This is a genomic window from Alsobacter sp. (assembly GCF_059501845.1).
Genome location: NZ_JCACDK010000018.1, coordinates 968,332 through 989,127 on the forward strand (window position 1 = coordinate 968,332; position 20,796 = coordinate 989,127).

At 65.9% G+C, this 20,796-nt stretch carries 26 protein-coding genes and 1 tRNA gene; 8 read left to right on the plus strand and 19 right to left on the minus strand.

What is annotated here, in order from left to right:
* Positions 1 to 11: 11 nt before the first annotated feature.
* The gene (gene mepA, locus AC5JCN_RS19430) at positions 12 to 875 is read left to right on the plus strand and encodes a penicillin-insensitive murein endopeptidase (protein ID WP_495756736.1); all 864 of its coding nucleotides are present in this window, start codon (positions 12 to 14) and stop codon (positions 873 to 875) included.
* A gap of 59 nt (positions 876 to 934) precedes the next feature.
* Here the strand turns inward: mepA and AC5JCN_RS19435 are convergent, their stop codons facing one another.
* From AC5JCN_RS19435 to AC5JCN_RS19445, 3 genes are all read right to left on the minus strand, one after another.
* Positions 935 to 1,441: a TIGR00645 family protein gene (locus AC5JCN_RS19435; protein ID WP_495756737.1), complete on the minus strand. Its 507-nt coding sequence runs from the start codon at positions 1,439 to 1,441 to the stop codon at positions 935 to 937.
* A 79-nt stretch (positions 1,442 to 1,520) separates the two neighbouring features.
* Positions 1,521 to 2,180: a peptide-methionine (S)-S-oxide reductase MsrA gene (gene msrA, locus AC5JCN_RS19440; protein WP_495756738.1), complete on the minus strand. Its 660-nt coding sequence runs from the start codon at positions 2,178 to 2,180 to the stop codon at positions 1,521 to 1,523.
* Between the two features lie 84 nt (positions 2,181 to 2,264).
* Entirely contained in the window at positions 2,265 to 2,594 is a 330-nt protein-coding gene (locus AC5JCN_RS19445; RefSeq protein WP_495756739.1) for a hypothetical protein, read from the minus strand.
* Positions 2,595 to 2,818: 224 nt separating this feature from the next.
* Between AC5JCN_RS19445 and AC5JCN_RS19450 the strand changes: the two genes are divergently transcribed.
* Positions 2,819 to 2,908, plus strand: a tRNA-Ser gene (locus AC5JCN_RS19450).
* 311 nt (positions 2,909 to 3,219) lie between these two features.
* Here the strand turns inward: AC5JCN_RS19450 and AC5JCN_RS19455 are convergent.
* The gene (locus tag AC5JCN_RS19455; RefSeq protein ID WP_495756740.1) at positions 3,220 to 4,014 is read right to left on the minus strand and encodes an ATP-grasp domain-containing protein; all 795 of its coding nucleotides are present in this window, start codon (positions 4,012 to 4,014) and stop codon (positions 3,220 to 3,222) included.
* A gap of 55 nt (positions 4,015 to 4,069) precedes the next feature.
* Between AC5JCN_RS19455 and AC5JCN_RS19460 the strand changes: the two genes are divergently transcribed.
* Positions 4,070 to 4,501: a hypothetical protein gene (locus tag AC5JCN_RS19460; protein ID WP_495756741.1), complete on the plus strand. Its 432-nt coding sequence runs from the start codon at positions 4,070 to 4,072 to the stop codon at positions 4,499 to 4,501.
* Positions 4,502 to 4,761: 260 nt separating this feature from the next.
* On the opposite strand, the gene AC5JCN_RS19465 is transcribed toward AC5JCN_RS19460, so the two are convergent.
* Together AC5JCN_RS19465 and AC5JCN_RS19470 are read right to left on the minus strand one after the other, a co-directional pair.
* Entirely contained in the window at positions 4,762 to 5,163 is a 402-nt protein-coding gene (locus tag AC5JCN_RS19465; RefSeq protein ID WP_495756742.1) for a hypothetical protein, read from the minus strand.
* Positions 5,164 to 5,210: 47 nt separating this feature from the next.
* Positions 5,211 to 5,630, minus strand: coding sequence for a hypothetical protein (locus tag AC5JCN_RS19470; protein ID WP_495756743.1), 420 nt, complete (start codon positions 5,628 to 5,630; stop codon positions 5,211 to 5,213).
* An 83-nt stretch (positions 5,631 to 5,713) separates the two neighbouring features.
* Between AC5JCN_RS19470 and AC5JCN_RS19475 the strand changes: the two genes are divergently transcribed.
* Entirely contained in the window at positions 5,714 to 6,106 is a 393-nt protein-coding gene (locus tag AC5JCN_RS19475; RefSeq protein ID WP_495756744.1) for a hypothetical protein, read from the plus strand.
* A gap of 121 nt (positions 6,107 to 6,227) precedes the next feature.
* On the opposite strand, the gene AC5JCN_RS19480 is transcribed toward AC5JCN_RS19475, so the two are convergent.
* Positions 6,228 to 6,785: a dihydrofolate reductase family protein gene (locus tag AC5JCN_RS19480; RefSeq protein ID WP_495756745.1), complete on the minus strand. Its 558-nt coding sequence runs from the start codon at positions 6,783 to 6,785 to the stop codon at positions 6,228 to 6,230.
* Between the two features lie 199 nt (positions 6,786 to 6,984).
* On the opposite strand from AC5JCN_RS19480, the gene xth reads away from it, so the two are divergent.
* Positions 6,985 to 7,755, plus strand: a complete 771-nt coding sequence (gene xth / locus AC5JCN_RS19485; protein WP_495756746.1) for an exodeoxyribonuclease III — start codon at positions 6,985 to 6,987, stop codon at positions 7,753 to 7,755.
* Positions 7,756 to 7,799: 44 nt separating this feature from the next.
* Here the strand turns inward: xth and AC5JCN_RS19490 are convergent, their stop codons facing one another.
* The 3 genes from AC5JCN_RS19490 to AC5JCN_RS19500 all read right to left on the minus strand — a co-directional run bounded on the left by AC5JCN_RS19490 (position 7,800) and on the right by AC5JCN_RS19500 (position 9,260).
* On the minus strand, positions 7,800 to 8,126 hold the full coding sequence (locus AC5JCN_RS19490) for a polyhydroxyalkanoic acid system family protein (RefSeq protein WP_495756747.1): 327 nt from the start codon (positions 8,124 to 8,126) through the stop codon (positions 7,800 to 7,802).
* Positions 8,127 to 8,239: 113 nt separating this feature from the next.
* Positions 8,240 to 8,536, minus strand: a complete 297-nt coding sequence (locus tag AC5JCN_RS19495; protein ID WP_495756748.1) for a hypothetical protein — start codon at positions 8,534 to 8,536, stop codon at positions 8,240 to 8,242.
* 61 nt (positions 8,537 to 8,597) lie between these two features.
* On the minus strand, positions 8,598 to 9,260 hold the full coding sequence (locus AC5JCN_RS19500) for a lectin (RefSeq protein WP_495756749.1): 663 nt from the start codon (positions 9,258 to 9,260) through the stop codon (positions 8,598 to 8,600).
* Positions 9,261 to 9,460: 200 nt separating this feature from the next.
* Between AC5JCN_RS19500 and AC5JCN_RS19505 the strand changes: the two genes are divergently transcribed.
* Complete coding sequence (locus AC5JCN_RS19505) at positions 9,461 to 9,763, plus strand: hypothetical protein (protein ID WP_495756750.1); 303 nt, start codon at positions 9,461 to 9,463, stop codon at positions 9,761 to 9,763.
* A 225-nt stretch (positions 9,764 to 9,988) separates the two neighbouring features.
* On the opposite strand, the gene AC5JCN_RS19510 is transcribed toward AC5JCN_RS19505, so the two are convergent.
* Positions 9,989 to 10,228, minus strand: coding sequence for a hypothetical protein (locus tag AC5JCN_RS19510; protein WP_495756751.1), 240 nt, complete (start codon positions 10,226 to 10,228; stop codon positions 9,989 to 9,991).
* Positions 10,229 to 10,982: 754 nt separating this feature from the next.
* The gene (locus AC5JCN_RS19515) at positions 10,983 to 11,582 is read right to left on the minus strand and encodes a hypothetical protein (RefSeq protein ID WP_495756752.1); all 600 of its coding nucleotides are present in this window, start codon (positions 11,580 to 11,582) and stop codon (positions 10,983 to 10,985) included.
* A gap of 102 nt (positions 11,583 to 11,684) precedes the next feature.
* Between AC5JCN_RS19515 and AC5JCN_RS19520 the strand changes: the two genes are divergently transcribed.
* A complete protein-coding gene (locus tag AC5JCN_RS19520) occupies positions 11,685 to 12,182 on the plus strand; it encodes an OmpA family protein (RefSeq protein ID WP_495756753.1) in 498 nt (165 codons plus the stop codon).
* A gap of 93 nt (positions 12,183 to 12,275) precedes the next feature.
* Here the strand turns inward: AC5JCN_RS19520 and AC5JCN_RS19525 are convergent, their stop codons facing one another.
* The 6 genes from AC5JCN_RS19525 to AC5JCN_RS19550 all read right to left on the minus strand — a co-directional run bounded on the left by AC5JCN_RS19525 (position 12,276) and on the right by AC5JCN_RS19550 (position 18,439).
* The gene (locus AC5JCN_RS19525) at positions 12,276 to 13,412 is read right to left on the minus strand and encodes a Gfo/Idh/MocA family protein (RefSeq protein ID WP_495756754.1); all 1,137 of its coding nucleotides are present in this window, start codon (positions 13,410 to 13,412) and stop codon (positions 12,276 to 12,278) included.
* 1 nt (position 13,413) lies between these two features.
* The gene (locus AC5JCN_RS19530; protein ID WP_495756755.1) at positions 13,414 to 14,181 is read right to left on the minus strand and encodes a sugar phosphate isomerase/epimerase family protein; all 768 of its coding nucleotides are present in this window, start codon (positions 14,179 to 14,181) and stop codon (positions 13,414 to 13,416) included.
* Positions 14,182 to 14,201: 20 nt separating this feature from the next.
* Positions 14,202 to 15,317, minus strand: a complete 1,116-nt coding sequence (locus AC5JCN_RS19535) for an ABC transporter ATP-binding protein (protein WP_495756756.1) — start codon at positions 15,315 to 15,317, stop codon at positions 14,202 to 14,204.
* Positions 15,314 to 16,201, minus strand: coding sequence for a carbohydrate ABC transporter permease (locus AC5JCN_RS19540; protein WP_495756757.1), 888 nt, complete (start codon positions 16,199 to 16,201; stop codon positions 15,314 to 15,316). The genes AC5JCN_RS19535 and AC5JCN_RS19540 overlap by 4 nt, the downstream gene beginning before the upstream one ends.
* On the minus strand, positions 16,198 to 17,085 hold the full coding sequence (locus AC5JCN_RS19545) for a carbohydrate ABC transporter permease (protein ID WP_495756758.1): 888 nt from the start codon (positions 17,083 to 17,085) through the stop codon (positions 16,198 to 16,200). Before AC5JCN_RS19545 ends, AC5JCN_RS19540 begins: the two co-directional genes overlap by 4 nt.
* A 106-nt stretch (positions 17,086 to 17,191) precedes the next feature.
* Positions 17,192 to 18,439 (minus strand): ABC transporter substrate-binding protein, encoded by a 1,248-nt coding sequence (locus AC5JCN_RS19550; RefSeq protein ID WP_495756759.1) that lies wholly within the window; start codon positions 18,437 to 18,439, stop codon positions 17,192 to 17,194.
* A gap of 172 nt (positions 18,440 to 18,611) precedes the next feature.
* Here AC5JCN_RS19550 and AC5JCN_RS19555 point away from each other — a divergent pair, with 172 nt between their 5' ends.
* The gene (locus AC5JCN_RS19555; RefSeq protein ID WP_495756760.1) at positions 18,612 to 19,649 is read left to right on the plus strand and encodes a LacI family DNA-binding transcriptional regulator; all 1,038 of its coding nucleotides are present in this window, start codon (positions 18,612 to 18,614) and stop codon (positions 19,647 to 19,649) included.
* Here AC5JCN_RS19555 and mgrA read toward each other — a convergent pair whose 3' ends face one another.
* On the minus strand, positions 19,650 to 20,675 hold the full coding sequence (mgrA, locus tag AC5JCN_RS19560) for an L-glyceraldehyde 3-phosphate reductase (protein ID WP_495756761.1): 1,026 nt from the start codon (positions 20,673 to 20,675) through the stop codon (positions 19,650 to 19,652).
* Positions 20,676 to 20,796 lie beyond the last annotated feature (121 nt).

Genomic DNA, 20,796 nt, shown 5'->3' on the forward strand with positions numbered 1-20,796 from the left:
AGGTCCGCCTGATGCCGTCCTATGTCCCCCGTCGCGCCCGGCTCGCCGCCGTCCTGCTGGCCGTGCTCACGGCAGGCACGGCCCGGGCCGAGCCCGCGGCCCGCGACCTGTTCGGCGCCGTCGCTGCCCCCGCCGCGATGCCAGCGGCCTCGATCGGCACCTACGCCAAGGGCTGCCTGGCAGGCGGCGCGATGCTGCCCACCGAAGGCCAGACCTGGCAGGCGATGCGCCTCTCGCGCAACCGCAACTGGGGCCACCCGGCGCTGATCCGCTTCCTCACCGGCTTTTCGGCGAAGGCCGCCTCCGCAACCGGCTGGCCCGGCATCCTCGTCGGAGACATCGCCCAGCCGCGCGGCGGGCCGATGAAGTCGGGCCACGCCTCGCACCAGATCGGCCTCGATGCGGATGTCTGGCTGTCGCCGATGCCGAACCGCCTTCTCTCGCGCCAGGAGCGCGAGGACATCCAGGCCACCGAGATGGTGGCCCCCGGCGGCCTCAGCGTGTCCGCCGACTGGACGGACCGCCAGCGCGCCTTCGTCAAGGCGGCCGCCCTGGAGCCGAAGGTGGAGCGCATTTTCGTCAACGCGGCGATCAAGAAGGATCTCTGCCGCACCGCGGGAGGCGATCGGTCCTGGCTCAACAAGGTGCGGCCCATGTACGGTCACACCTTCCACATGCATCTTCGGCTGTCCTGCGCCTCGGGCGGGGAGTCCTGCGATCCCCAGGCGCCAACCCCTCCGGGTGACGGATGCGGCGCCGAGCTCGACTGGTGGTTCAGGCCGGAGGTGCTTCACCCCAAGCCCGGCAAGCCGGGCAAGCCCATGTCGCTCGACGCGCTTCCCGCCGCCTGCCGCGCCGTCCTGGCCGCACCCTGAGAGGCTCCCGCCGCAGGCGCTCCGGCCGGAAATGAAAGCGTCGCGTCAGTTCTACGCCCCTACTTCGCCTTGACGGTGCTGGCCGAGATTTTGTCGGTCCAGGCCAGGATGATGCCGGACAGCACGAACACGGCGTGCACGATGACGAGCCACATCAGTTCGCGGTCCGTGACGTTCTTCACGTCCATGAAGGCCTTGAGCAGCTGGATGGCCGAGATGGCGACGATGGAGGAGAGCAGCTTCAGCTTCAGACCGGTGAAGTCGATCTTCCCCATCCATTCCGGCCAGTCCTTGTGGTGCGTCTCGTCGATCTTGGAGACGAAGTTCTCGTAGCCGGAGAAGATGACGATGACGATCAGAGAGCCGGTGAATGTGAGATCGACCAGCGACAGCGTCGCCAGGATCACCTGCGATTCGGTGGCGTCTCCGATGAGAAGGATGAAGTGCCAGACCTCCTTGGTCGCCTTGACGAGCAGGAGGGCGAGGGCGAAGACCAGCCCGACATAGAAGGGCGCGAGCAGCCAGCGGCTCGCAAACAGGAATTTCTCCAGCGCCCTCTCGATCATGCCGCCTCCCGCCGCGAGCTACGGCGGGAGCATAAGCGGGCGATGCGCGCCGCGAAAGGCGGCGGCGCGCTGTCCGCGTTCACGCGTTCGCGGTGACGCCCGTGCCGATGGGGCAGGACACGCCGGTGCCGCCCAGCCCGCAATATCCGCCCGGGTTCCGGGCGAGGTACTGCTGGTGGTAATCCTCGGCGAAGTAGAACGGGCCCGTCGGGATGATCTCCGTCGTGATCGCCCCGATGCCGCGCGCCGCGAGCGCCTTGCCGTAGACGGCCTTGCTGTCCTCGGCGGCGCGGCGCTGCTCCTCGTCAGCCACGTAGATACCGGAGCGGTACTGCGTGCCGATGTCGTTGCCCTGGCGCATGCCCTGGGTCGGGTCGTGGCTCTCCCAGAACAGCTTCAGCAACTCCTCATAGGACACCTTGGCGGGATCGTAGACTACGAGCACCACCTCGTTGTGCCCGGTGAGGCCGGAGCAAACCTCCTCATAGGTGGGGTTCGGCGTCGTTCCCGCGGCATAGCCGACGGCGGTCACCCATACGCCCGGCACCTGCCAGAACTTGCGCTCGGCGCCCCAGAAACAGCCGAGCCCGAACACGGCCGTGCGAAGCCCCTCGGGATAGGGGCCCTTCAGCGCGTGGCCGTTGACCAGGTGCTTTTCGGCGGTGGGAAGGGGATTGGGGCGGCCCGGCAGCGCCTCGGAGGGGGCCGGCATCGCCGTCTTCTTGCGGAAGGAGAACATGGAGCACCTCTCGTGTTCGTCCAGAAATGGGGTGCCGGCCCCAAGGTTGCGAGCCGTCGTTCCATCATCTTGCCGTGAGCGGCCTCAGCGCCTTGCGACGAAGCCCACGTCGTCTTCGTCCTCGGACGTCGCGGCGAGCCGGACGACGAGGAAGCCGAGCACCAGCAGGATCGGCGAGAGCGGCCAACCCAGCACGGGCTGCACGACAGCCACCCACGCGTGCTCGCCCGCATGGGTCTCGACGAAGGCCCTGAACTGCTCCTCGCGCCCGGGCAGGGCCGTCTCGAGTGCCTCGTGCAGCGGCGTGTAGACGAGCGCCGAGGAGGCGATGGAGCGCGTGCCGTCGATGACCAGCGTCGCAAAGGCGCCGGCCAGCAGCAGGTAGCCGATCGTCCGCACCAGAAACCTGACCATCCCGCCGCTCCGCCGCGCCGCCCGCTCCGGGCCGTCCCCGCCCGCGCATGAGTAGCGCACCTGCGCCCGCTTGGGCAGGCCCACGACAGCACCGCGCGCCTGCGAACGATGCGGTCCGCCGGTGTCACAGGGCCCGCGCGAACCCCGCGCCGGTCATTGCGCCCATCGCCTTGCGCCGCCGCTCAGGATGGCTATAACCCACCTCGCGCGCCGCGGCGCGCGACGGAGGGGTGGCCGAGTGGTTGAAGGCGCACGCCTGGAAAGTGTGTATACGGGAAACCGTATCGCGGGTTCGAATCCCGCTCCCTCCGCCAGTAACCTTGCAAACTCTTGAAATTATTGTACTTTCTGGCGCTTAGCTAGCGCTTGCGTACACGCTTTCTTCCCCCGGATGTGTGTGAAATTAAATGTGCGAAAGCATGTTGAGCGCCAGTTAGGGTTCAATTCGCTCCGCATGCCGGAATTTTGTTTAGTTGACTACTTAACCCGTCGATCGAACAAAACAATCAACCGGTGACGCATATATACAACCTGTATCGCTAGTTCGAATCCAAGTTTCCGCCTGACACAGGCCTCAAGCTACTTGAAAGCAGGCGGCGAAAGGACGTTCTGCAACGCAAAGCGCTCAGACAGATTCTCGCTCGGCTGAAATATAGGCATCGAGCACCGCCCCAGTGTCAGCGCTGTACCATCCCGACGAGTGCAGCGGGTTGAATTCGATCAGCTTCCACTTGCCGCCCACGAGGCCGACATCGCACACGAAATGGCGCGCTGGTGACCAACGCTCGGAGATTGCATGTGCGGCGTCCAGGGCCCCGCGCGTGCGCGGGTCGGCATTATCGTAGCAGGACGCACAATCCCGGCGGTAGACTGAATGGCCTGCCGCCGCTCCATCGATCATGAACACGCGTACTTCCATGTCGATCGTCTTGGGCGCGCTCGACCAGATACGGAAGTCGCCCGCGAGGTTCTTCTCGGAGGCGATCTCTGCAAGACGCTCCGGGGTGAGCACCCCTCCCACAAGGGCCTTGGTGGTGGTCATCGGCCGATAGTGGCGCGGCGCGATCTCTTGAGCGAGCGCCTCCGCGATGCTGGTTTCCCAGCCATCGGCGTTGAGGTACAGATCATCGAGCCCGCGCCGCCACGATTCCGCGCTCGACGCTTCGTCGGACCAGAACACCCAGCGCTTGAGGTCATGGTGCTTTTGCGCCCAATTATAGACAAAGCCGATCGACCCGCAGACCAGAACCGGCCCCACCGCGTCGGGCTTGTTGAAGCCTTCGGGGAAGGGCGGCACGCCGCTCATGTCGTCCACCGACGAGATATCGTGGATCGTGATCCCGCGCTGTCGCGCCGCCTCCGCGAGCGGGCCGGTGAGGTGAACCACGAGATTGTTCTGAACGACGACGAGTGGTTTCATTGGTCAAGTATGATCCACACTAATCGTGGCCGGCGATTTCGTAGGCGCTTCGTGCATGGGCGACAGCATCCTTAATAGGCGGATGGATCATTGCACGTCGACGAATGTCGTTGAGCCGATCATACACTTCGCCGATAAATTTCATTTGCCCCGGCCCAAGCAGAAACCGGGCGCGACCGCCCGCTTCGGCAATGCGAACCAACGCCAGGTGACTTTCATCGAATCCTCCGCTGCGTATCGCCTCGTACATCATCGCCATCACGTCGGTGCAAATGGCACAGCACTTATCGAAGAGATCGAGCCCCAGCCTCTCCTGCGACGTAAGCCTTTGACGATAGGCGATCAGCAGGCCGAGGTTGCCGAAAATGACGGTCGCAAAAGCGCTCGTAACGAATTGGAGCTCCGCTCCTGCTGGCGTGCAATATTCAAATATTTGAGTTACTTGCGACCGCTGACGTTCGCCGGAAACCGCTGCGATTGTATGTGAAATTGTATGTGCGGGAGCAAACTTATTGCTTAGCTACAGAAATAAAGTTCAACGAATAGAATAACTTGGGAATTTTGTTACGAAGACACTCCCTCCGCCATTAACCATCCAGAACGCTAGTTTTTTTCCCCAAGCTAAGCTGTCGATCTACACACCATCGAGGCGTCGATTGGTTGTGCGATCGCGTGTGCGGGAAGTGTGTATCTTCTCGCTACGCCGAATGTCCGTTTACCTGAAAATCCGACATGCGCGCGACTTGTCTACTTCACATCGATCTGGACTTTGTAGATATATTCGCGTCCATCGAAGGTGATCACAGATAATTCGAACCGATCGTCTCCTATGTAGCCTTGACGGGATGTATAGAAGATCTGAATACCTGGAACTCTATGCCGGTTGCACTGGTAGCGTTGATTATCCGGCCTGAATTGCGAATAGCCCTTGCCCGGGACTAATTTGAGGGAACCGTGAGAAGGATCTGCCGTAACCCTTACAGTGGGAAGGCCAAGCAACGAACAGTCGGGGTTCAAACTGGTGACGAACTCGAACATTGACGGCCGACCGGAAGAAAAGACTGCCCGGCGATTGAATGTCTCGCTCGCGTAAGGAGTTGAAGGTCCCACGACGAGCAATATTGCCGCCAGTCGAAACGCCTTTGACATGTCCCGTCTCCCCAGTGGACGCCGACCGCGTAAAGTCTGTACTCGTGCTACTTTACGACGATTTGCACTTGAATCGTTCGCGGTACACCGTCCGAATGAATGACCTCGAACTCTGCGTAGTCCTCGCCTATGAAGCCACGAGCTGATGTGTACCACGCCTGTACAGAAGGAATTCGGACCGTATTGCACTCGTACTCTGGAGAAGTTGGGCCGGCGTTCGGAAAATCTTTGCTGCGGATAAGCCTTATCTTCCCCTGCTTCGGTGCGACAGTCACAGTCACCTTGGCAAATCCAGGAGAAGAGCAATCATGATTGTTTTCCCAAAAGTACAATATCCTGCTTGATTTATTGGAAACTACTACCTTGGTGACGGTCACGGCATAAGCTGATCTGGCCGACACAGAGACGGTCATCAGAACCGAGAGCGCCAGAGCGAACATGCGCGCCGCTCCCCGATCAAGAACCATGAACCGCCTCCATTGCCAATTGTGGGATAGTTCAATTGATTTATGCTGAATGAACTTAAGCTCATGCGCAAGGGGAGCCGTTCATGCGCAGATCCTTACTCGCGGTGGCGGCCGGCCTGACCGTCTGTGGATGCAACACACAAGCTGGGATTCCACCTGTGGCAGTTCCCGCTGGGGAGACGAGGAAACTGAACTTCTTCACCAGCCTGAACGCTGATTGCAGCTATATGGGCGACCCAGACATCCGAATTACGAAGTATCCACTGCACGGAAAGCTGATGATCGAAAAGGGGTTTGACTATACCGCATTCAAGGAGACGAACCAACGATACGACTGCAATATGAAAAAAGTACCCGGACTCCGGGTGCTCTACACACCCGACCCGGGTTTTGTGGGGACAGACTCCTATTCTGGCGAGTTAATATTCCCGAATGGCGGATACGATGCCGGTACCGTACCAATCACCGTAAAATAGAAGAACAGACCGACCGCCAAGCATAGGTATTGCGCGCCGAAGCATGCCGATCCGATGCCCGTCCAGGACAGTGAAGTGGACCCCCTGCGTCGCGCGCGCTCTGACGCTGCTCTGCTGCCCGTCAAGCCTCGCGCCGGTAGTGCATGGCAACGGCGCCGTTGCGGAGCGGCGTGGCCGAGATCAGCGCGAGGCGCCGCGTGACGGGCAGACCGCTCTGGTAGAGCGTCGGGCCGTGGCCTGTGATCCTGGGGTGGACGAGGAGCTTGTACGCGTCGATCAGGTCCAGCCGGTCCAGTGCGGTCGCAAGCGTGCCGCTACACAGCAGCACGCCGGCCGGGGTCTCGTCCTTCAGCCTTTGCGCGCCTCTGCGCAGGTCGCCGGCGACGAGGTGGCTGTTGCTCCACGGGAAGTCCGTTCGTGTCGACGACACGACGTATTTGGGCTTGGCCTCCAGCTTGACCGCCCACTCCCGGATCGCCGGCGTCGCATCCACGTCGCCGCGAGCGACCGCCGGCCAGTAGCTCTCCATCATCTCGTAGGTCACGCGACCCCAAAGCGTCGCCCCGGCCTCGTCCATGAGGCGGGTAAAGAAGGCGTGCGTCTCCTCGTCGGCGATGCCCTCCTGGTGGTCGACGCAGCCGTCCAGGGTGACGTTGAAGCTGAATGTCAGGAGTCCCATGCCGCGACCCTATGCCAGTTGACGGTGAGCACGCAGGCCCTGCCGGCGAGCCCGATTTAAAACACCTGCTTCAACGCTCCGCCGGGATGCTCGTTCGCGGCCGACCTGCCGCACGGAAGCCGGGGTGGCCGGCACGCCCTGCGCGTGAACCAACGTGCCTCGCCCGCGTCGACAACCGTCAATCAGCGAGGACGGCCGCATGCGCATCGCCAGCTTCAACGTCAACGGCGTCAATGGCCGCCTAGAGGGTCTCCTGCGCTGGCTGGAGGAGACGAAGCCGGACGTCGCGTGCCTGCAGGAACTGAAGGCACCGCAGGGGAAATTCCCGATCGCCGCCATCGAGGCGGCGGGATACCGCGCCATCTGGCTGGGGCAGAAGAGCTGGAACGGGGTGGCCGTGCTGACGCGCGATGCCGAGCCCATCGAGACGGCACGGCACCTGCCGGGCGATGAGGCCGACCAGCAGAGCCGCTACATCGAATGCGCCGTGCGGGGCATTCTGGTCGTGTGCCTCTACGTTCCCAACGGCAACCCGGCTCCCGGACCGAAGTTCGACTACAAGCTCGCCTGGCTGGACCGGCTTGGCCGTCGCCTGCATGAGCTGAAGGCATCGGGCGCGCCGGTGGTCCTGGCCGGGGACTTCAACATCATCCCCACGGAGCAGGACGTGTACCGGCCGGAACGGTGGCTGAAGGACGCCCTGTTCCGCCCGGAGGTGAGGTCCGCCTTCGCCGCTCTGACCGCAGACGGCTGGGTGGATGCGATCCGGGCGCTCCGGCCGGACGAGCGGATCTTCACCTTCTGGGACTATTTCCGCAACGCATGGGGCCGGGACGCCGGTCTGCGGATCGACCATGTGCTGCTCAGTCCCGATCTTCGCCCGCGGCTTGCCGGCTGCGGCGTTGATCGCCACGTGAGGGGCTGGCCCCATGCCAGCGACCATGCTCCGGTCTGGATCGAGCTGAAGTGACCGGGCCGGCAGCACTCGCCTGTAGCCGGTTAATTCCGCCCGTCTCAGTCTTTCCGGGTTGGCGGCCCCAGCAGAACGGGCGCCTTCTGCTGCACGACGGCCTTGATCCGATCGGCAAAGGCGGCGAGCAGCCAGGGAAGCTGCACCTCGACCCGCACGAGGTCGTCCATCACGTCGACCGTGCCGTGAACGGTCTGGCCGAGGGCAGCCAGGCTGAGCTTCAGCCGGTCGCCATCCCATTCATCTGCGACCATGCCGACGCGGTAGGTGCCCAGCATCTGCTGTGCCACTCCAATCCGCTCCCTCAGGCGCTCCCGGGCCTGTTCGCGACCCATGCTGTGGGAAATCGTCACGACGACGGGTTTGGACATGGCGCGCTCGTTCGGCTTCCTGTTGCACGGACCTGATCAAGACCCCGCCTGCGCGAAGGTTGCATTATCGCCGACGGAGGCCCTCGGCCTGCATCGGCCCGCACAGGAGGAACTCAGGACTGGTCGGGCACGTAGAGGCACACGGTTGGAGTGGTCTCCTTTCCGTCGATCGAGCAGCGATGGAAGTGAGCATCCGGCGAGTGCTTGACCAAGGGCGCCCGGAAGATCTCGCCGGTCGCCCGGATGCGCCAGCCGTCCGGAACGGGCGTGACCGCGTCGTCTGCGATGGGCCGGCAGTCCCGCCCTCCGCAGCAACTGGGGTCGTAGAACCAACCGCCGGGAGCGCTGTGCGGGTATGCCGGCAAGGGCACAATCGCCATGGCCAGAACGGTCAGGTTGGCAAGCCGCATGGAACTCTCCCTGCCGGGTTGGTCCCTCTCCCGCCCCCTCCGTCATGCCGGCGCCCTCCGCCTAGTTCGTCGCGAAGCAGTACAGCAGGCCCGCTCCGCCCGTGCTCTTGAGGTCGTCCTGGGCGCATCCGCCACCCGGCCCGCGGGAGGGGTGGGACGAGTTCCAGGACTTCGCCGCCGCGCTGTCGTCGAGGCCCGTGCGATCGGAGTGCCCGACCATCGCGGAACCGGCTGCGCTGCTCGTCCAGTTGCGGCAGGTCATGTCGGCGTCGCCTGTGAAGGCGCGTCCATCGGGCGTGGAGCCCGTCAGCACGTCATGCGTGTTGGGCTGGTCGCCCCGGCCCTTCACCACGTCGCCCTTCTCGGTGAGGGCGGTCTGCTTCGTCAGGGCGTTTGCCGGGCCGTGGAGGTCATCGACGCTTTTGGCGATGACAGTGCCCTTGGCGTTCGCCCATGGCCCGTTTCCGATGCGGTCGCGCGCGTTTACGGCGCCAGCGCCCTGCGTGCTGAGGTAGGCGCGCCATGTGCGTGAGCCCGCTCCCGCCGCGGCGGCGAGTTGCTGGCAATGGGCGTCGGCGCCGGCCAGCCCGCCGAGGTCACCACCTTTGCCCGGGCCGACGCTGGTGACGAAGAACGTCATGTCCCCTGGGCTCTGGGCGGAAGCCGCGGGGATCCACGAGATCAGCCCGAGTGCGGCCATCAACGGCAGATTCCTGGCGCGCATCGCTTTCTCCCGTTGGTCGCTCCCAGGCGGTTCATCCTCGCCTGCTGCATCATCATGGGGCCGAGGTGTACCGCCCCGCAACACCTTGTACGTGCGCTGCACGCGAGTCCGCCCTTTACCGACCTGAGGGTGGGTGACAGAGGGTGGGTGACAGTTCTTGACGCCTGCGAGCCCTACCTCATGCTCAGGAGGTATTCGAAATGGCGACTTTCAAGCGAGTTCATGCCGGACCCGGCCCGTCGGGACATGCAAGGGCCGGAGCTCTGTCGGAGGCGGCGCTGGATGCTTTCGAAGAGCGTGCCGGGATCGTCGAGTTTGACGGGGGCTTGCCACGCGAGCATGCCGAGGTGCTGGCCGCGCTCTGCACCGCTCCGCCGCCGGCAGGCGCGACGGCCGAGCAGGTGAGCAGCGTCATCGACGCCGCCGCCCGGTTCCTGGACCGGCGGCTGGGCGGGCCTTACGACCCGCCGCGAGAACAACTCGCGCTGCCCAACGCATGGTGATCCCGGCGGCCGCGATTGGTCGCCGCGATTCTCTCCGTCGGATCCCGGCGGCTGCTACGGCGTGTCCTCCCGCGCGTGCTTCGGCCGGCTCTTCTCGCTCCGCGGACCGTCGACCTGACTGCGCTGGCCGAGATGCAGGTGCAGCGAAGAGATGCGCCACTTCCGAAAGAGCCTTTGCGACTTCGACCTCCGGCATAGAGTGCAAGCCGGCGAAATAGAGGTCGGCTATCGGCGCACGCCGATCCTGTTGACCCCGCCATTCCTGTTACCGGGGCGCGGCGCAGTGACGGCACCCACGGGCGGCCGCGCAACCAGCCGGACACCGGGCCGGGCAATGCAGCCCGTGGGGTAGCCGATATAGGTGCAGTAGACGACAGCATTCGCCGTCTGTGTGGTGGCTGCGAAACTCGCCAATGACAGGCCGGCGGTGAGGATTGCGAGTGCGGCGATCCGGATCTGGGCCATTGGTCATCCCTGTTCGGTCGTTCGTCCCGACACGTGCCCGATTGCTTCCGGCGACCGGGCTCCTGTACGCGTGCCTCCGGCGACGGCCGGCAACCGGGATCCAAGGCGCGCGTCCGCCAGGATGGCTCTTCCCGCGACAACCGCCATCAGTGGATTGCCATAGGGGCAAGACCGGAGGCGCGACGGGAGGTCAGAAGAGGCCGGAACCGCTGTCCCTAAGTGACGTTGCGCCAATTCCTGAACGCTGCGCGGCCCACTCTCCTGCGAGCCGGGGGCTCCGCACCGCAGATCGACGTGCCCTCGTTGAAACTGGAGAAGCGGCAATGAAGCGGATTTTGCTCTCGGCAGGGCTTCTCACGCTCGTTTCAGCGTGTGCGCCAACCGCGGATTACCCGGTCGCGACATCCGGGTACCCGTACGATTCCAGCTACGGCTACGGCTACGGCTACGGATATTCGAACCGGTCACGCTACCCGTACTGGTACGGGGCTGGCCGCAGCTACGGGCGCGAGTACACCTACCCTCGCGGTGCGGCAGGTGTATGCGGGCCGTATGGGTTCTGCGGCAATGGCGGAACTGTCTATCGGAACAACGTTTACCGCGGGAATTACGGCGTCGGCGGACGGGGCGGATATGCAGGCGGGGGAGGAGGATTTGGAGGGCGCGGAGCGGGTGGTCGAGGCCGATGACGAAGCCGGCGGGAAGGCATCCCGGGAAAGATGCCCCGCAAGGCCAGGAGACGCCCCTCCGAACCTTACAGGTTCCAGAACATGTCACCCTGATCGCGGCGGGTCTTGGCATTGACGCAGATGTCCCAGCCGTCCAGCCAGGGAACCACCTCAGTCGTCAAGGTCGACGCGATGTCCAGCCGGTTGGCGTCGTTCATTTGAGAGCTGGCATCGACTGTTGCGGCGCCGAGCCCACCGGTCTGATGCAGGGCCTTGTTGCCCTTGCCGGTCTTGTAGTGCAGCAATTCATGGATCACGAGCGAACCGATGACACCACCCATTGTCAGCTTCGCGATGATTTCAGACTTTCTCGGCGCAGGCGCTGCATCGATCGTCGTGAAACCCCAATGCTCGGCCAGGAGGTTGTCTCGCGTCGGCGAGCCGGCAATCGAACGAAACTCCACCGGAAGCAGATAGACAATGTAGTCAAGCTTTCCAGGCGAGGGTTTCGTCGTAGAAATCACGACTGACGAGGAATGGGGTGGATCGCCCTGCTTCAGCCTCTTGTTTGCGAATGTAATGGCATCGTCGAAAAGCAGCTTGACCCGTGCGGCGAGGTCGGCTTTGAACGTTCCTATCTTCGTCAACTCAAATACGTCAGCGATATAGATTGTCACGTTCGCCATCAGCCGCTCCCTCGACGCCCGTGATGTTTTCTGGGCGATTGACAATGTTTCAGAGGAACGGGAAATTTGGAATAGGATGACTGGGGTCGAAGGGGAGGTCGGATGCTTTCGCTCGCCATGTTTCGCAACCTGAGCATCTCGATGATGGCGAACCGCAAGGCGGAGTGCGTCGTTGCCGACTTTCCCGAGTACGCGACCGAGGTAGGTGCCCTTTCCAGTGCTCAGACCGCACAGATCCGCGCTCTCGCCGTGCGGGTGTTTGCGAGCCTTTCCACGCCGCGCCCCTATCGCGGCATCGTCGTCGTCGGTCATGCCGACGTCGCGCTCCGGGTGGCCGTTGCGCAACGCGCGGCCTTCGAGACGGACGTCAGCCTCAAGCGCGCTGAGTCCGGCAGGAAGGTTTTCGAAGCGGCGCTCACCAAGCTCGCCGGTCACCCGTCGGTCAAATACATGGTCTGCTCGAAAGTATTCGGGATGGGATCGGCCCACCGGGTCGTTCTACACCCCCAGAACGAACAGGACATGCGCAAGAACCGCCGGGTGGAGTTCTTCCTCATTCCGCAGGACACCGGCACTCCCAACTGCGGCTGTGCAGCGTAGCGAGAGCGCGATCCGCAACTCGAGGCGCAGGGCGTCCTCGGCTCGTTCGTTCGGCCCTGCCCTGAACGCTGGCCTCCGCCTCTGGCCGGGCGTCTACCGGGCGAACAGTGTCGCCGCCTCCGCGTCAGAGAGGGGCGCAGGCCGCTCGGGGCGGCTTTCCAGCCGGACGGGGCGGTCGGTCTCGGCCGCGGCGAGAATGCCCACCATGGCCTCGAGAACGTGCTGGGCCACGTCGCCGGACGCCCGGTGCGGACGGCCCGTCGCGATCGCCTGCGCCATGTCTGCGAGCCCAAGCCCGCGGTAATTGGCTTTCTCGAAGGGGCCGTCCCACGGGTAGTTCGGGATGCCGAGCCTCGTGTCCGATGTCCCGATGGTCCGCCACTCGTCTCGGCCGGACGACACGCCCACCTCGCCACCGAAGAAGTTGGGATCGGGCACCCGCAGCCCGCCCTTCGCGCCGTAGAGCTCGATGAGCGGCAGGGAGTGCTTCCAGACGTCCCAACTCGCCTGGAAAACGATGTCGGCGCCCGACGCGAAGCGCAGCAGGGCGTGCACGGTCGTCGGCGTCTCCACCCTCACGGACTGGCCCTTGCGCGGCCCTTCGGCCGTGACGAGCCGTTCCGCGAAGCCGACCTTCGCCGTGGCGCGGATTTCGGCGATGGGCCCGAGCAGCACGACCATGGCGCCGAGGTAGTAGGGTCCGAGATCTAGCACGGGGCCGGCTCCGGGCTTGAAGAAGAACTCGGGGTCGGGATGCCAGTGCTCCATGCCGTGCGACATGATCGCGGCGCTGCCGGCGAGGATCGGCCCCACCTCGCCGGAGTCGATGACGGCGCGGGCGCGCTGCACACCCGGCCCGAACACCGTGTCGGGTGCGCAGCCGACCCGCAGACCGCGCGCCGCGGCGGCCGCGAGGATGGCGCGCCCGTCTGCGGGATCGACCGCCAGCGGCTTCTCCGAGAAGACGTGCTTGCCGGCTTCCAGCGCAGCCAGCGAGACTTCGGCATGGGCGTTGGGCACGGTGAGGTTGACGGCGATGTCGACGTCGTCGCGCCGCAGCACCTCGGCGGGCGAGCCGTGGGCCACGCGATGCGCCTCGCCCAGCGTCCGCGCGGCCTCGGGCCGGATGTCGGCAACCGCGACGAGCTTCAGCCCCGCGAACTGCGGGATCATGCGGGCATAGGTGAGGGCAATGTTGCCCGATCCGATCAGGGCGATCCCGGTGGTCATGTCAGCTCCGTCCCGCAAGACGCTTCATCGTGTCGCGCGAGCGGCGGGCGAAGCGGTCCCAGTCGCTCGGGTTGTCGTGCTCGGCCACGAAGATCCGCGTGCCCGCGACCTCGGCGGCCTGCCAAAGAGCCGGCCAGTCCATGGTGCCCTCGCCGACATCGGCCCAGCCGTCCTCGTCCGCGCAGGTTCCGGCGGGCGCGATATCCTTGACGTGCAGGGCCGGGATGCGGCCGGGATGGCGGGCGATCCAGTCCAGCGGGTCGTGGCCGCCGCGCACGATCCACGCAGCGTCCGCCTCCCACAGCACGTCCGGCCCTGCGGCCAGGATGTGCTGCATCGGCGTGGTGCCGTCCGGCAGCGCCGCGAACTCGAAATCATGATTGTGCCAGGCGAAGGCGAGGCCCTCGTTCTTCAGTCTCGCGGCGATGCCGGCGAGCTCCCGCCCGAAGGCAGCCCAGCCCGCCGCGTCGCGCGGCCGCTCGTCCGGCATCAGGAAGGGGCAGGCGACGAGCGCGATGCCGATGGTGCGGGCGGTGTCCACCACCCAGCTCGGCCGGTCCCGCAAATCGCCGAGGCGGATATGGGCGGAGGGCGCCGACAGCCCGTGCCGGTCGATGGCGGCCCGGAAGCCGGCGGGGTCGTCGTACATGGCGCCGTAGGGCTCCACCCCGCCGAAGCCGAGCTCGCGCAGCCGGGCGAGCTGCGCCTCAAGGGGCGGGAAGTTGCGGGCCGAGTAGAGCTGGAAGGAGAGGGGGGCTGAGGGAAGCATGGATCGCTCCTGGATGACGGCTAGAGGAGGTCGCCGGAGGTGCGGTCGAAGAGCAGGACCCGGCGGGGATCGATGGCGAGCAGGACCTCCTGTCCGCGCTCATAGGCCGCGTCGCCCTCGCCCCGGACGACGAGATCCACTCCGGCCACCCGGCAGCGCAGCACCGTGTCGGCTCCCATGGGCTCGACCAATTCGATGCGTGCCGGGTAGGACGGCTCTCCCTCGCGCGGCGGGCGCACCGCGATGTGCTCGGGCCTGATGCCCAGGATGACCTCGCCCGGCCGGCCGTCTCCCCTGAAGGGATACGTCGCGAGCGGCACGCCGAAGCCGCCCGACCGGAAGGCTGGCGCCCCGGCGCCTGCCTCCAGCGTGCCCTCGACGAAGGTGATGGGCGGCGAGCCGACGAAGCCCGCGACATAGGTGTTGGCCGGCCGCCGGTAGATCTCCTGCGGCGGTGCGAGCTGCTGGATGCGGCCGCCCTTCATCACGGCGATGCGGTCGGCCAGCGTCAGCGCCTCGATCTGGTCGTGCGTGACGTAGATCATCGTCGCGCCGAGCTCCTGGTGGAGCTTCTTGATCTCCACGCGCAATTCGCCGCGCAGCTGCGCGTCGAGGTTGGAGAGCGGCTCGTCGAACAGGAACACGGCGGCGTTCTTGACCAGCGCCCGTCCGATGGCGACCCGCTGGCGCTGGCCGCCGGAGAGCTGGGCCGGGCGGCGCTGCAGCAGGTTCTCGAGCCGCAAAAGCCGCGCCGCGTCGCCCACGCGCCGCTCGATTTCGGAACGCGGCGCGCCGGCGACCTTGAGCCCAAAGGCCATGTTGCCTTCCACCGTCATGCGCGGGTAGAGCGCATAGGACTGGAACACCATGCCGATGCCGCGGTCCTTGGGCTCGGCCCAGGTGACGTTGTTGCCCCCGATCCAGATCTCGCCATCGGTGACGTCGAGCAGCCCGGCAATGGCGTTCAGCAAAGTGGACTTGCCGCAGCCGGACGGGCCGAGGAGCACCAGGAACTCACCCTGCCCGACATCGAGGTCGAGCGCGTCGAGGACCGTCACGGCGCCGTAGCGGATGACGAGGTCCCGGACCGAGACCGCGGGATCGCCGGTGGGGGAGGAGTGGGGAAGCGCGCTCATCCCTTCACCGCCCCCGCGGCGATGCCGCGCACGAACCAGCGGCCCGAGACGAAGTAGACGACGAGCGGCACAAGGGCGGTCAGGATCGTCGCCGCCATATGAATGTTGTACGGCTTCTCGCCCATCGTCGTGTTGATGACGTTGTTGAGCTGGACCGTCATCGGCCAGTTCTCGCGGCCGGCGAAGACCGTGCCGAGCAGGAAGTCGTTCCAGATGCCGGTGATCTGCAGGATGGCGGCGACGACGATGATCGGCGTCGACATCGGCAGCATCACCGAGACGAAGATGCGCCAGAACCCGGCCCCGTCGACACGCGCAGCCTTGAAGAGTTCAACCGGCACGTTCATGTAGAAATTGCGAAACAGCAGCGTCATCACTGGCAAGCCGAAGAGGACATGGATCGAGATGATGTTCGGCAGCGTGTTGTAGAAGCCGAGCGTCGAGTAGATCCGCACGAGCGGATAAATGAAGATCTGGTAGGGCAGGAAGGCGCCCAGCAGCAGCCCGGCGAACAGAACATTGGAGCCGCGCGGCCGCCAGAAGGAGAGGGCGTAGCCGTTGACTGCCCCGAACGCGATGGAGAGCACGACGCTGGGCAGCAGGATCTTCATCGAGTTCCAGAAGCCCACCCCGATGCCCTCGCAGGTGAGCCCCGTGCACACCGAGCTCCAGGCCGAGATCCACGGCTCCAGCGTCGGCTCGCGCGGGAAGGCGAAGATATAGCCCTCCTGCACCTCGCTCATGGGCTTCAGGCTGGTGACGATCATCACGTAGAGCGGCATCAGGAAAAAGGCCGCCGCCACCGTCAGGAAGGCGTACAGGCCGACCCGCCCGGGCGTGAGCCGGGACGGGCGCCGGCCGCGTGGTGCAGCAGCGGCACTCATGCGTGCGCCCCCGCCCGCTTGCGGAAGTATTCGAAGTAGATGAAGGGGGCGAGGAAGGCGAGGACCGTCACCAGCATGACGGTCGAGGCCGCCGTCGCGAGCGCGATGTTGGCCCGCTGGAAGAGAAACTCCATCACGAACGTCGCCGGCACCTGCGTCGACAGGCCCGGGCCGCCGCGCGTCAGCGCCACCACGAGGTCGTAGGCGCGGACCACGCCGATCGAGAGCAGCACGACGCAGGTGATGATCATCGGCCGCAGCAGCGGCAAGACGATCGACACGTAGTAGCGCCACGGCGGGATGCCGTCGATCCGCGCCGCCTTCCACAGTTCGGGATCGACCCCGCGCAGACCGGCCAGCAGGATGGCCATGACCAGCCCGGAGGATTGCCAGACGCCGGCGATGACGAGCGCGTAGATCGCCATGTCGGGGTTCACCACCCAGTCGAAGGTGAAGCCCTCCCAGCCCATCAGCCGCACGCTGCGCTGGATGCCGAGTGTCGGGTTCATCAGCCACTGCCAGACGAGGCCGGTGACGATGAAGGACATGGCGTAGGGATAGAGGACGACGGTCCGGAACAGGTCCTCGCCATGCACCTTGCGGTCGATGGCCACGGCCAGGAGGAAGCCGACCACGAGGCAGAGCGCCACGAACAGCACGCCGAAGATGACGATGTTGTCGACCGACAGCCGCCAGCGGTCGTCACTGAACAGCCGCTGGTATTGCTGAAGCCCGACGAAGTTCGTGTTCGGCAGCGCCTTCGAATTCGTGAGCGAAATCTGGATCGACCAGGCGATCGTGCCGACATAGCCGGCGAGCAGCATGAACCAGGCTGGCACGAGGGCCAGCTGGACCGCCCAGGATGGTCTGCGCCTGTGCTTCACGGCGAGGCCGCCTCCGGCAGGACTGCGAGGGAGCGCGTCGGGACGATCCGGGGCAGAATGCCCGCCCCGGGAAATGGCGAGCCGGCCGGCAAGGCCGGCCAACGGATCACATGGCCACGGCCTTGGCGTACTTGGCCAGGAACGCGTCCACGTCGGGCTTCTTGGAATTCCACATCTCGGTGATGGCGTCGCGATAGGCGCCCACCTGGTCAGGCGTGTTGGTGAAGTCGAGGTTGGGGATCTGGTTGTCGAGGTTCTTCATCGCCTCCAGCCCGATCTTGGCGCAGGCGTCGACCTTGGACGTGTCGACGTCCGGCCGCACCGGGATCGAGCCCTTGACGTTGTTGAACGCCACCTGCACCTCGGGCGACAGGAGCGTTTTGGCCAGCAGGGCCTGCGCCTCCGCCGCCCCCTTGGCATCCGACTTCACCATGACGAAGACGTCGCCGCCGAAGGCGTAGCCGCCCTTGGTGCCGAAGCCCGCCTCGCAGACATAGTCCTTGCCGGCCGTCTGCTTGGCGGCGTTGAACTCGCCCTTGGCCCAGTCGCCCATCACCTGGACGCCGGCCTTTCCGGTGATGACCATCGCCGTGGCGTCGTTCCAGTTGCGGCCCGGCGAGCCCTCGTCGACATAGGGCTTCAGCTTGAGGAAGAGGTCGACCGCCTTGCGGAATTCCGGGCTCTTCACGGCGTCGACCTTGTGGTCGACGTAGATCGCCCTGAAGAGGTCCTTGCCGCCGTACGAATTGACGATGAAGTTGAAGAGGATCTCTTCCTGCCAGGCCTGGCCGCCCAGCGCCACCGGCGTGAGGCCGGCGGCCTTCAGCTTGTCGAGCACCGGGAAGAAGTCGTCCCAGCTCTTGGGAGCCTCGGCGCCCGCCTTCTGCAGCGCGGCGGCCGACCACCAGGCCCAGTGAATGCCGTGGACATTGACCGGCACGCCGTAGACGTGCCCTTCGCGCACGACGGAATTGTAGAGGACGGGCGGAAGCAGGTCCTTCCACTTCCCTTCCTGCGCCACGGCGTCGACATTGGCGACGTAGCCGTTCGCGACAATCTCGTCGAACTGCTTGCCGTAGTTGAACTGCATCGCGGTTGGCGGCTTGCCGCCCACGATGCGGCTGATACCCGTCGAGCGGGCATTCTCGCCGCCGCCGCCGGCGATGGCCGTGTCGACCCACTTGCCGCCGGCCTTGTTGAACGAATCGGCGAACACCTTGACCGCCGCCGCCTCTCCGCCGGAGGTCCACCAGTGGATCACCTCGGCCGTAGGCTGGTCGGCGCGCGCCGACGCTGCGGACAGGACGACGGCCAGGGCCGTGCAGGCAATGAATCGGGAGCGCATGCGTGTCATCAAACCCTCCGGAAAGCGTTCAATCCCTCGAGAGCCGCCGTGCGGCCGCCGGTCTTTGCGCCGGATGGGGGTGAGCTTAGTGGACGTTGTAATCGATTACAACAGTTCGTAGGTTGCACGTACGCTGTAGGCTCAGTCCCGGCCGGGCCGCGCCGGGACGCATGGGGGGTACATGTCGGACAGGGGAACTGGCGGGGACACGCCGAGGATCGCCGACGTGGCCTCTCTCTCGGGCGTCTCGACAGCCACTGTCAGCCGGGCGCTCGCAAATCCCGTCAGTGTCCGGCCGGAAACGCGGGACCGCGTGCTGGCCGCCGTGCGCACGCTGGGCTACACGCCGAACGCCGCCGCCCGAAACCTGCGCGCCCGGCGCTCGATGATGGCCATGGTTTTCGTTCCGCGGCTGTCGAACCCGTTCTTCGGCGAAGTCATCCGAGGTATCGACTTCGAGCTCTCGCGCAACGGCTACGGGCTCATCGTCGGCGACCTCGACAACAGCCCGGAGAAGGAGCGCCATCTGGCGGACGTCGTCTTCGCCGGGCACATCGACGGCATCATCGTCATGTGGGACAGGCTGCCGACGCGCGACGGACGCAGCGTCGTCGAAGCCGGCCTCCCCGTCGTCGGCGCGGTCGCCACCCCAGCGGAGACGGCCCGGGCCCGCGTCCTGATCGACGATGCCGGGAGCCTCGCAAAAGCCGTGGAGCACCTGCTCGCGCTCGGCCACCGGCGGTTCGGCTATGTCGGCGGTCCGGAGGGAAATTTCAACGCGGTGGCGCGGCGGGCCGGCTTCGTCGCTGCGCTCGAAAGAGCCGGGCTTGATCCCTCGGCCATGCCGTCCTGGACCGGCGACTATCGCTTCGCATCCGGCGAGGCGGCCGCCGCGGCGTTGCTGGCCGGAACGCCGCGCCCGACCGCGATCGTGTGCGCTAGCGACGAGATGGCAATCGGCTTCCTCAAGGGAGCCCGGGCGGCCGGTTGCGACGTTCCCGGCGACGTCTCCGTGACCGGTTTCGACGGTCTCGAATTCGGCGACTACTGCTCGCCGCCGCTCACCACGGTCGTCCAGCCGCGCTTCGAAATGGGCGTGGCCGCCGCGTCTCTCCTGCTCTCCCGCATGCGCGGCCTCGAGCCGCAGGACGCGCCGGCGGAACTGGTCCTCCAGTCGGATTTGCTGGTCAGGGGCAGCACGGCGCCGCCAGCCGGGTGATCAGGCGCGCGGAGCCGGCGCGACAGGCGGCTGCGTCGTGGCGATGCCGTCGGTGAGCGCGTCGATGCGGGCGAGTTCCTCCGCCGTGAACTCCAACGCCGCGAGCGCGCCCACGCAGTCGGTCACCTGCTCCGGCCGGCTGGCGCCGATGAGGGCCGAGGTCACCCGCCCGCCGCGCAGAACCCAGGCCAGGGCCAGCTGGGCGAGGCTCTGTCCCCGGCTTGCGGCGAGCGCGCCGAGATCCCGGATCCTGCCGAGGGCGGGCTCCTGCAGCAGGTCCTGGCGCACCGAGCTCGTCCGGGAGGCCCGGCTGTCCTGGGGGATGCCCGAGAGGTAGCGGCCGGTCAGCACGCCCTGGGCGAGCGGCGAGAAGACGATGGACCCGATGCCGAGATCGTCCAGCGCATCGAGGAGCCCGTCCGCCTCGACCCAGCGATTGACCATCGAGTAGCTCGGCTGGTGGATCAGGCAGGGCGTCCCGAGTTCGCGCAGGATCGCCGCCGCCTCGCGCGTCTGCCGGGCGGGGTAGGACGAGATGCCGGCGTAGAGCGCCTTGCCCGACCGCACGGCGGAATCGAGGGCTCCCATCGTCTCTTCCAGCGGCGTCTCGGGATCGAAGCGGTGGGAGTAAAAGATGTCGACATGCTCGAGCCCCATGCGCCGGAGACTCTGGTCGAGGCTGGAGAGCAGGTATTTGCGGCTGCCCCACTCGCCATAGGGACCTGGCCACATGCGGTAGCCGGCCTTGGTCGAGATGATCAGTTCGTCGCGCAGCCCGGCGAACTCGTCCCGGAGGATCGCGCCGAACGCCTCCTCCGCCGAGCCGGGCGGGGGACCGTAATTGTTGGCGAGATCGAAATGGGTGATGCCGTGCTCGAACGCCCGCCGGCAGATGGCGCGCGCCGTCTCGGCAGAGGCTTCGGCGCCGAAATTGTGCCAAAGCCCCAGCGAGATCGCCGGCAGCTTCAGTCCGCTCCGGCCGCAGCGCCGGTATTGCATCGCGTCGTATCCGGCCGCAGGTGGCATGGTCGACCGCTCCCTGATCCCCGGCGTCTGGGGTAGCCCGTTTCGGTCACTCCGCCAAGGAGCCGCTGCCGGCTTGCCGCGTCACCCTTGATCACCATAGTGGCCCCTGTCTTCCAGCGCT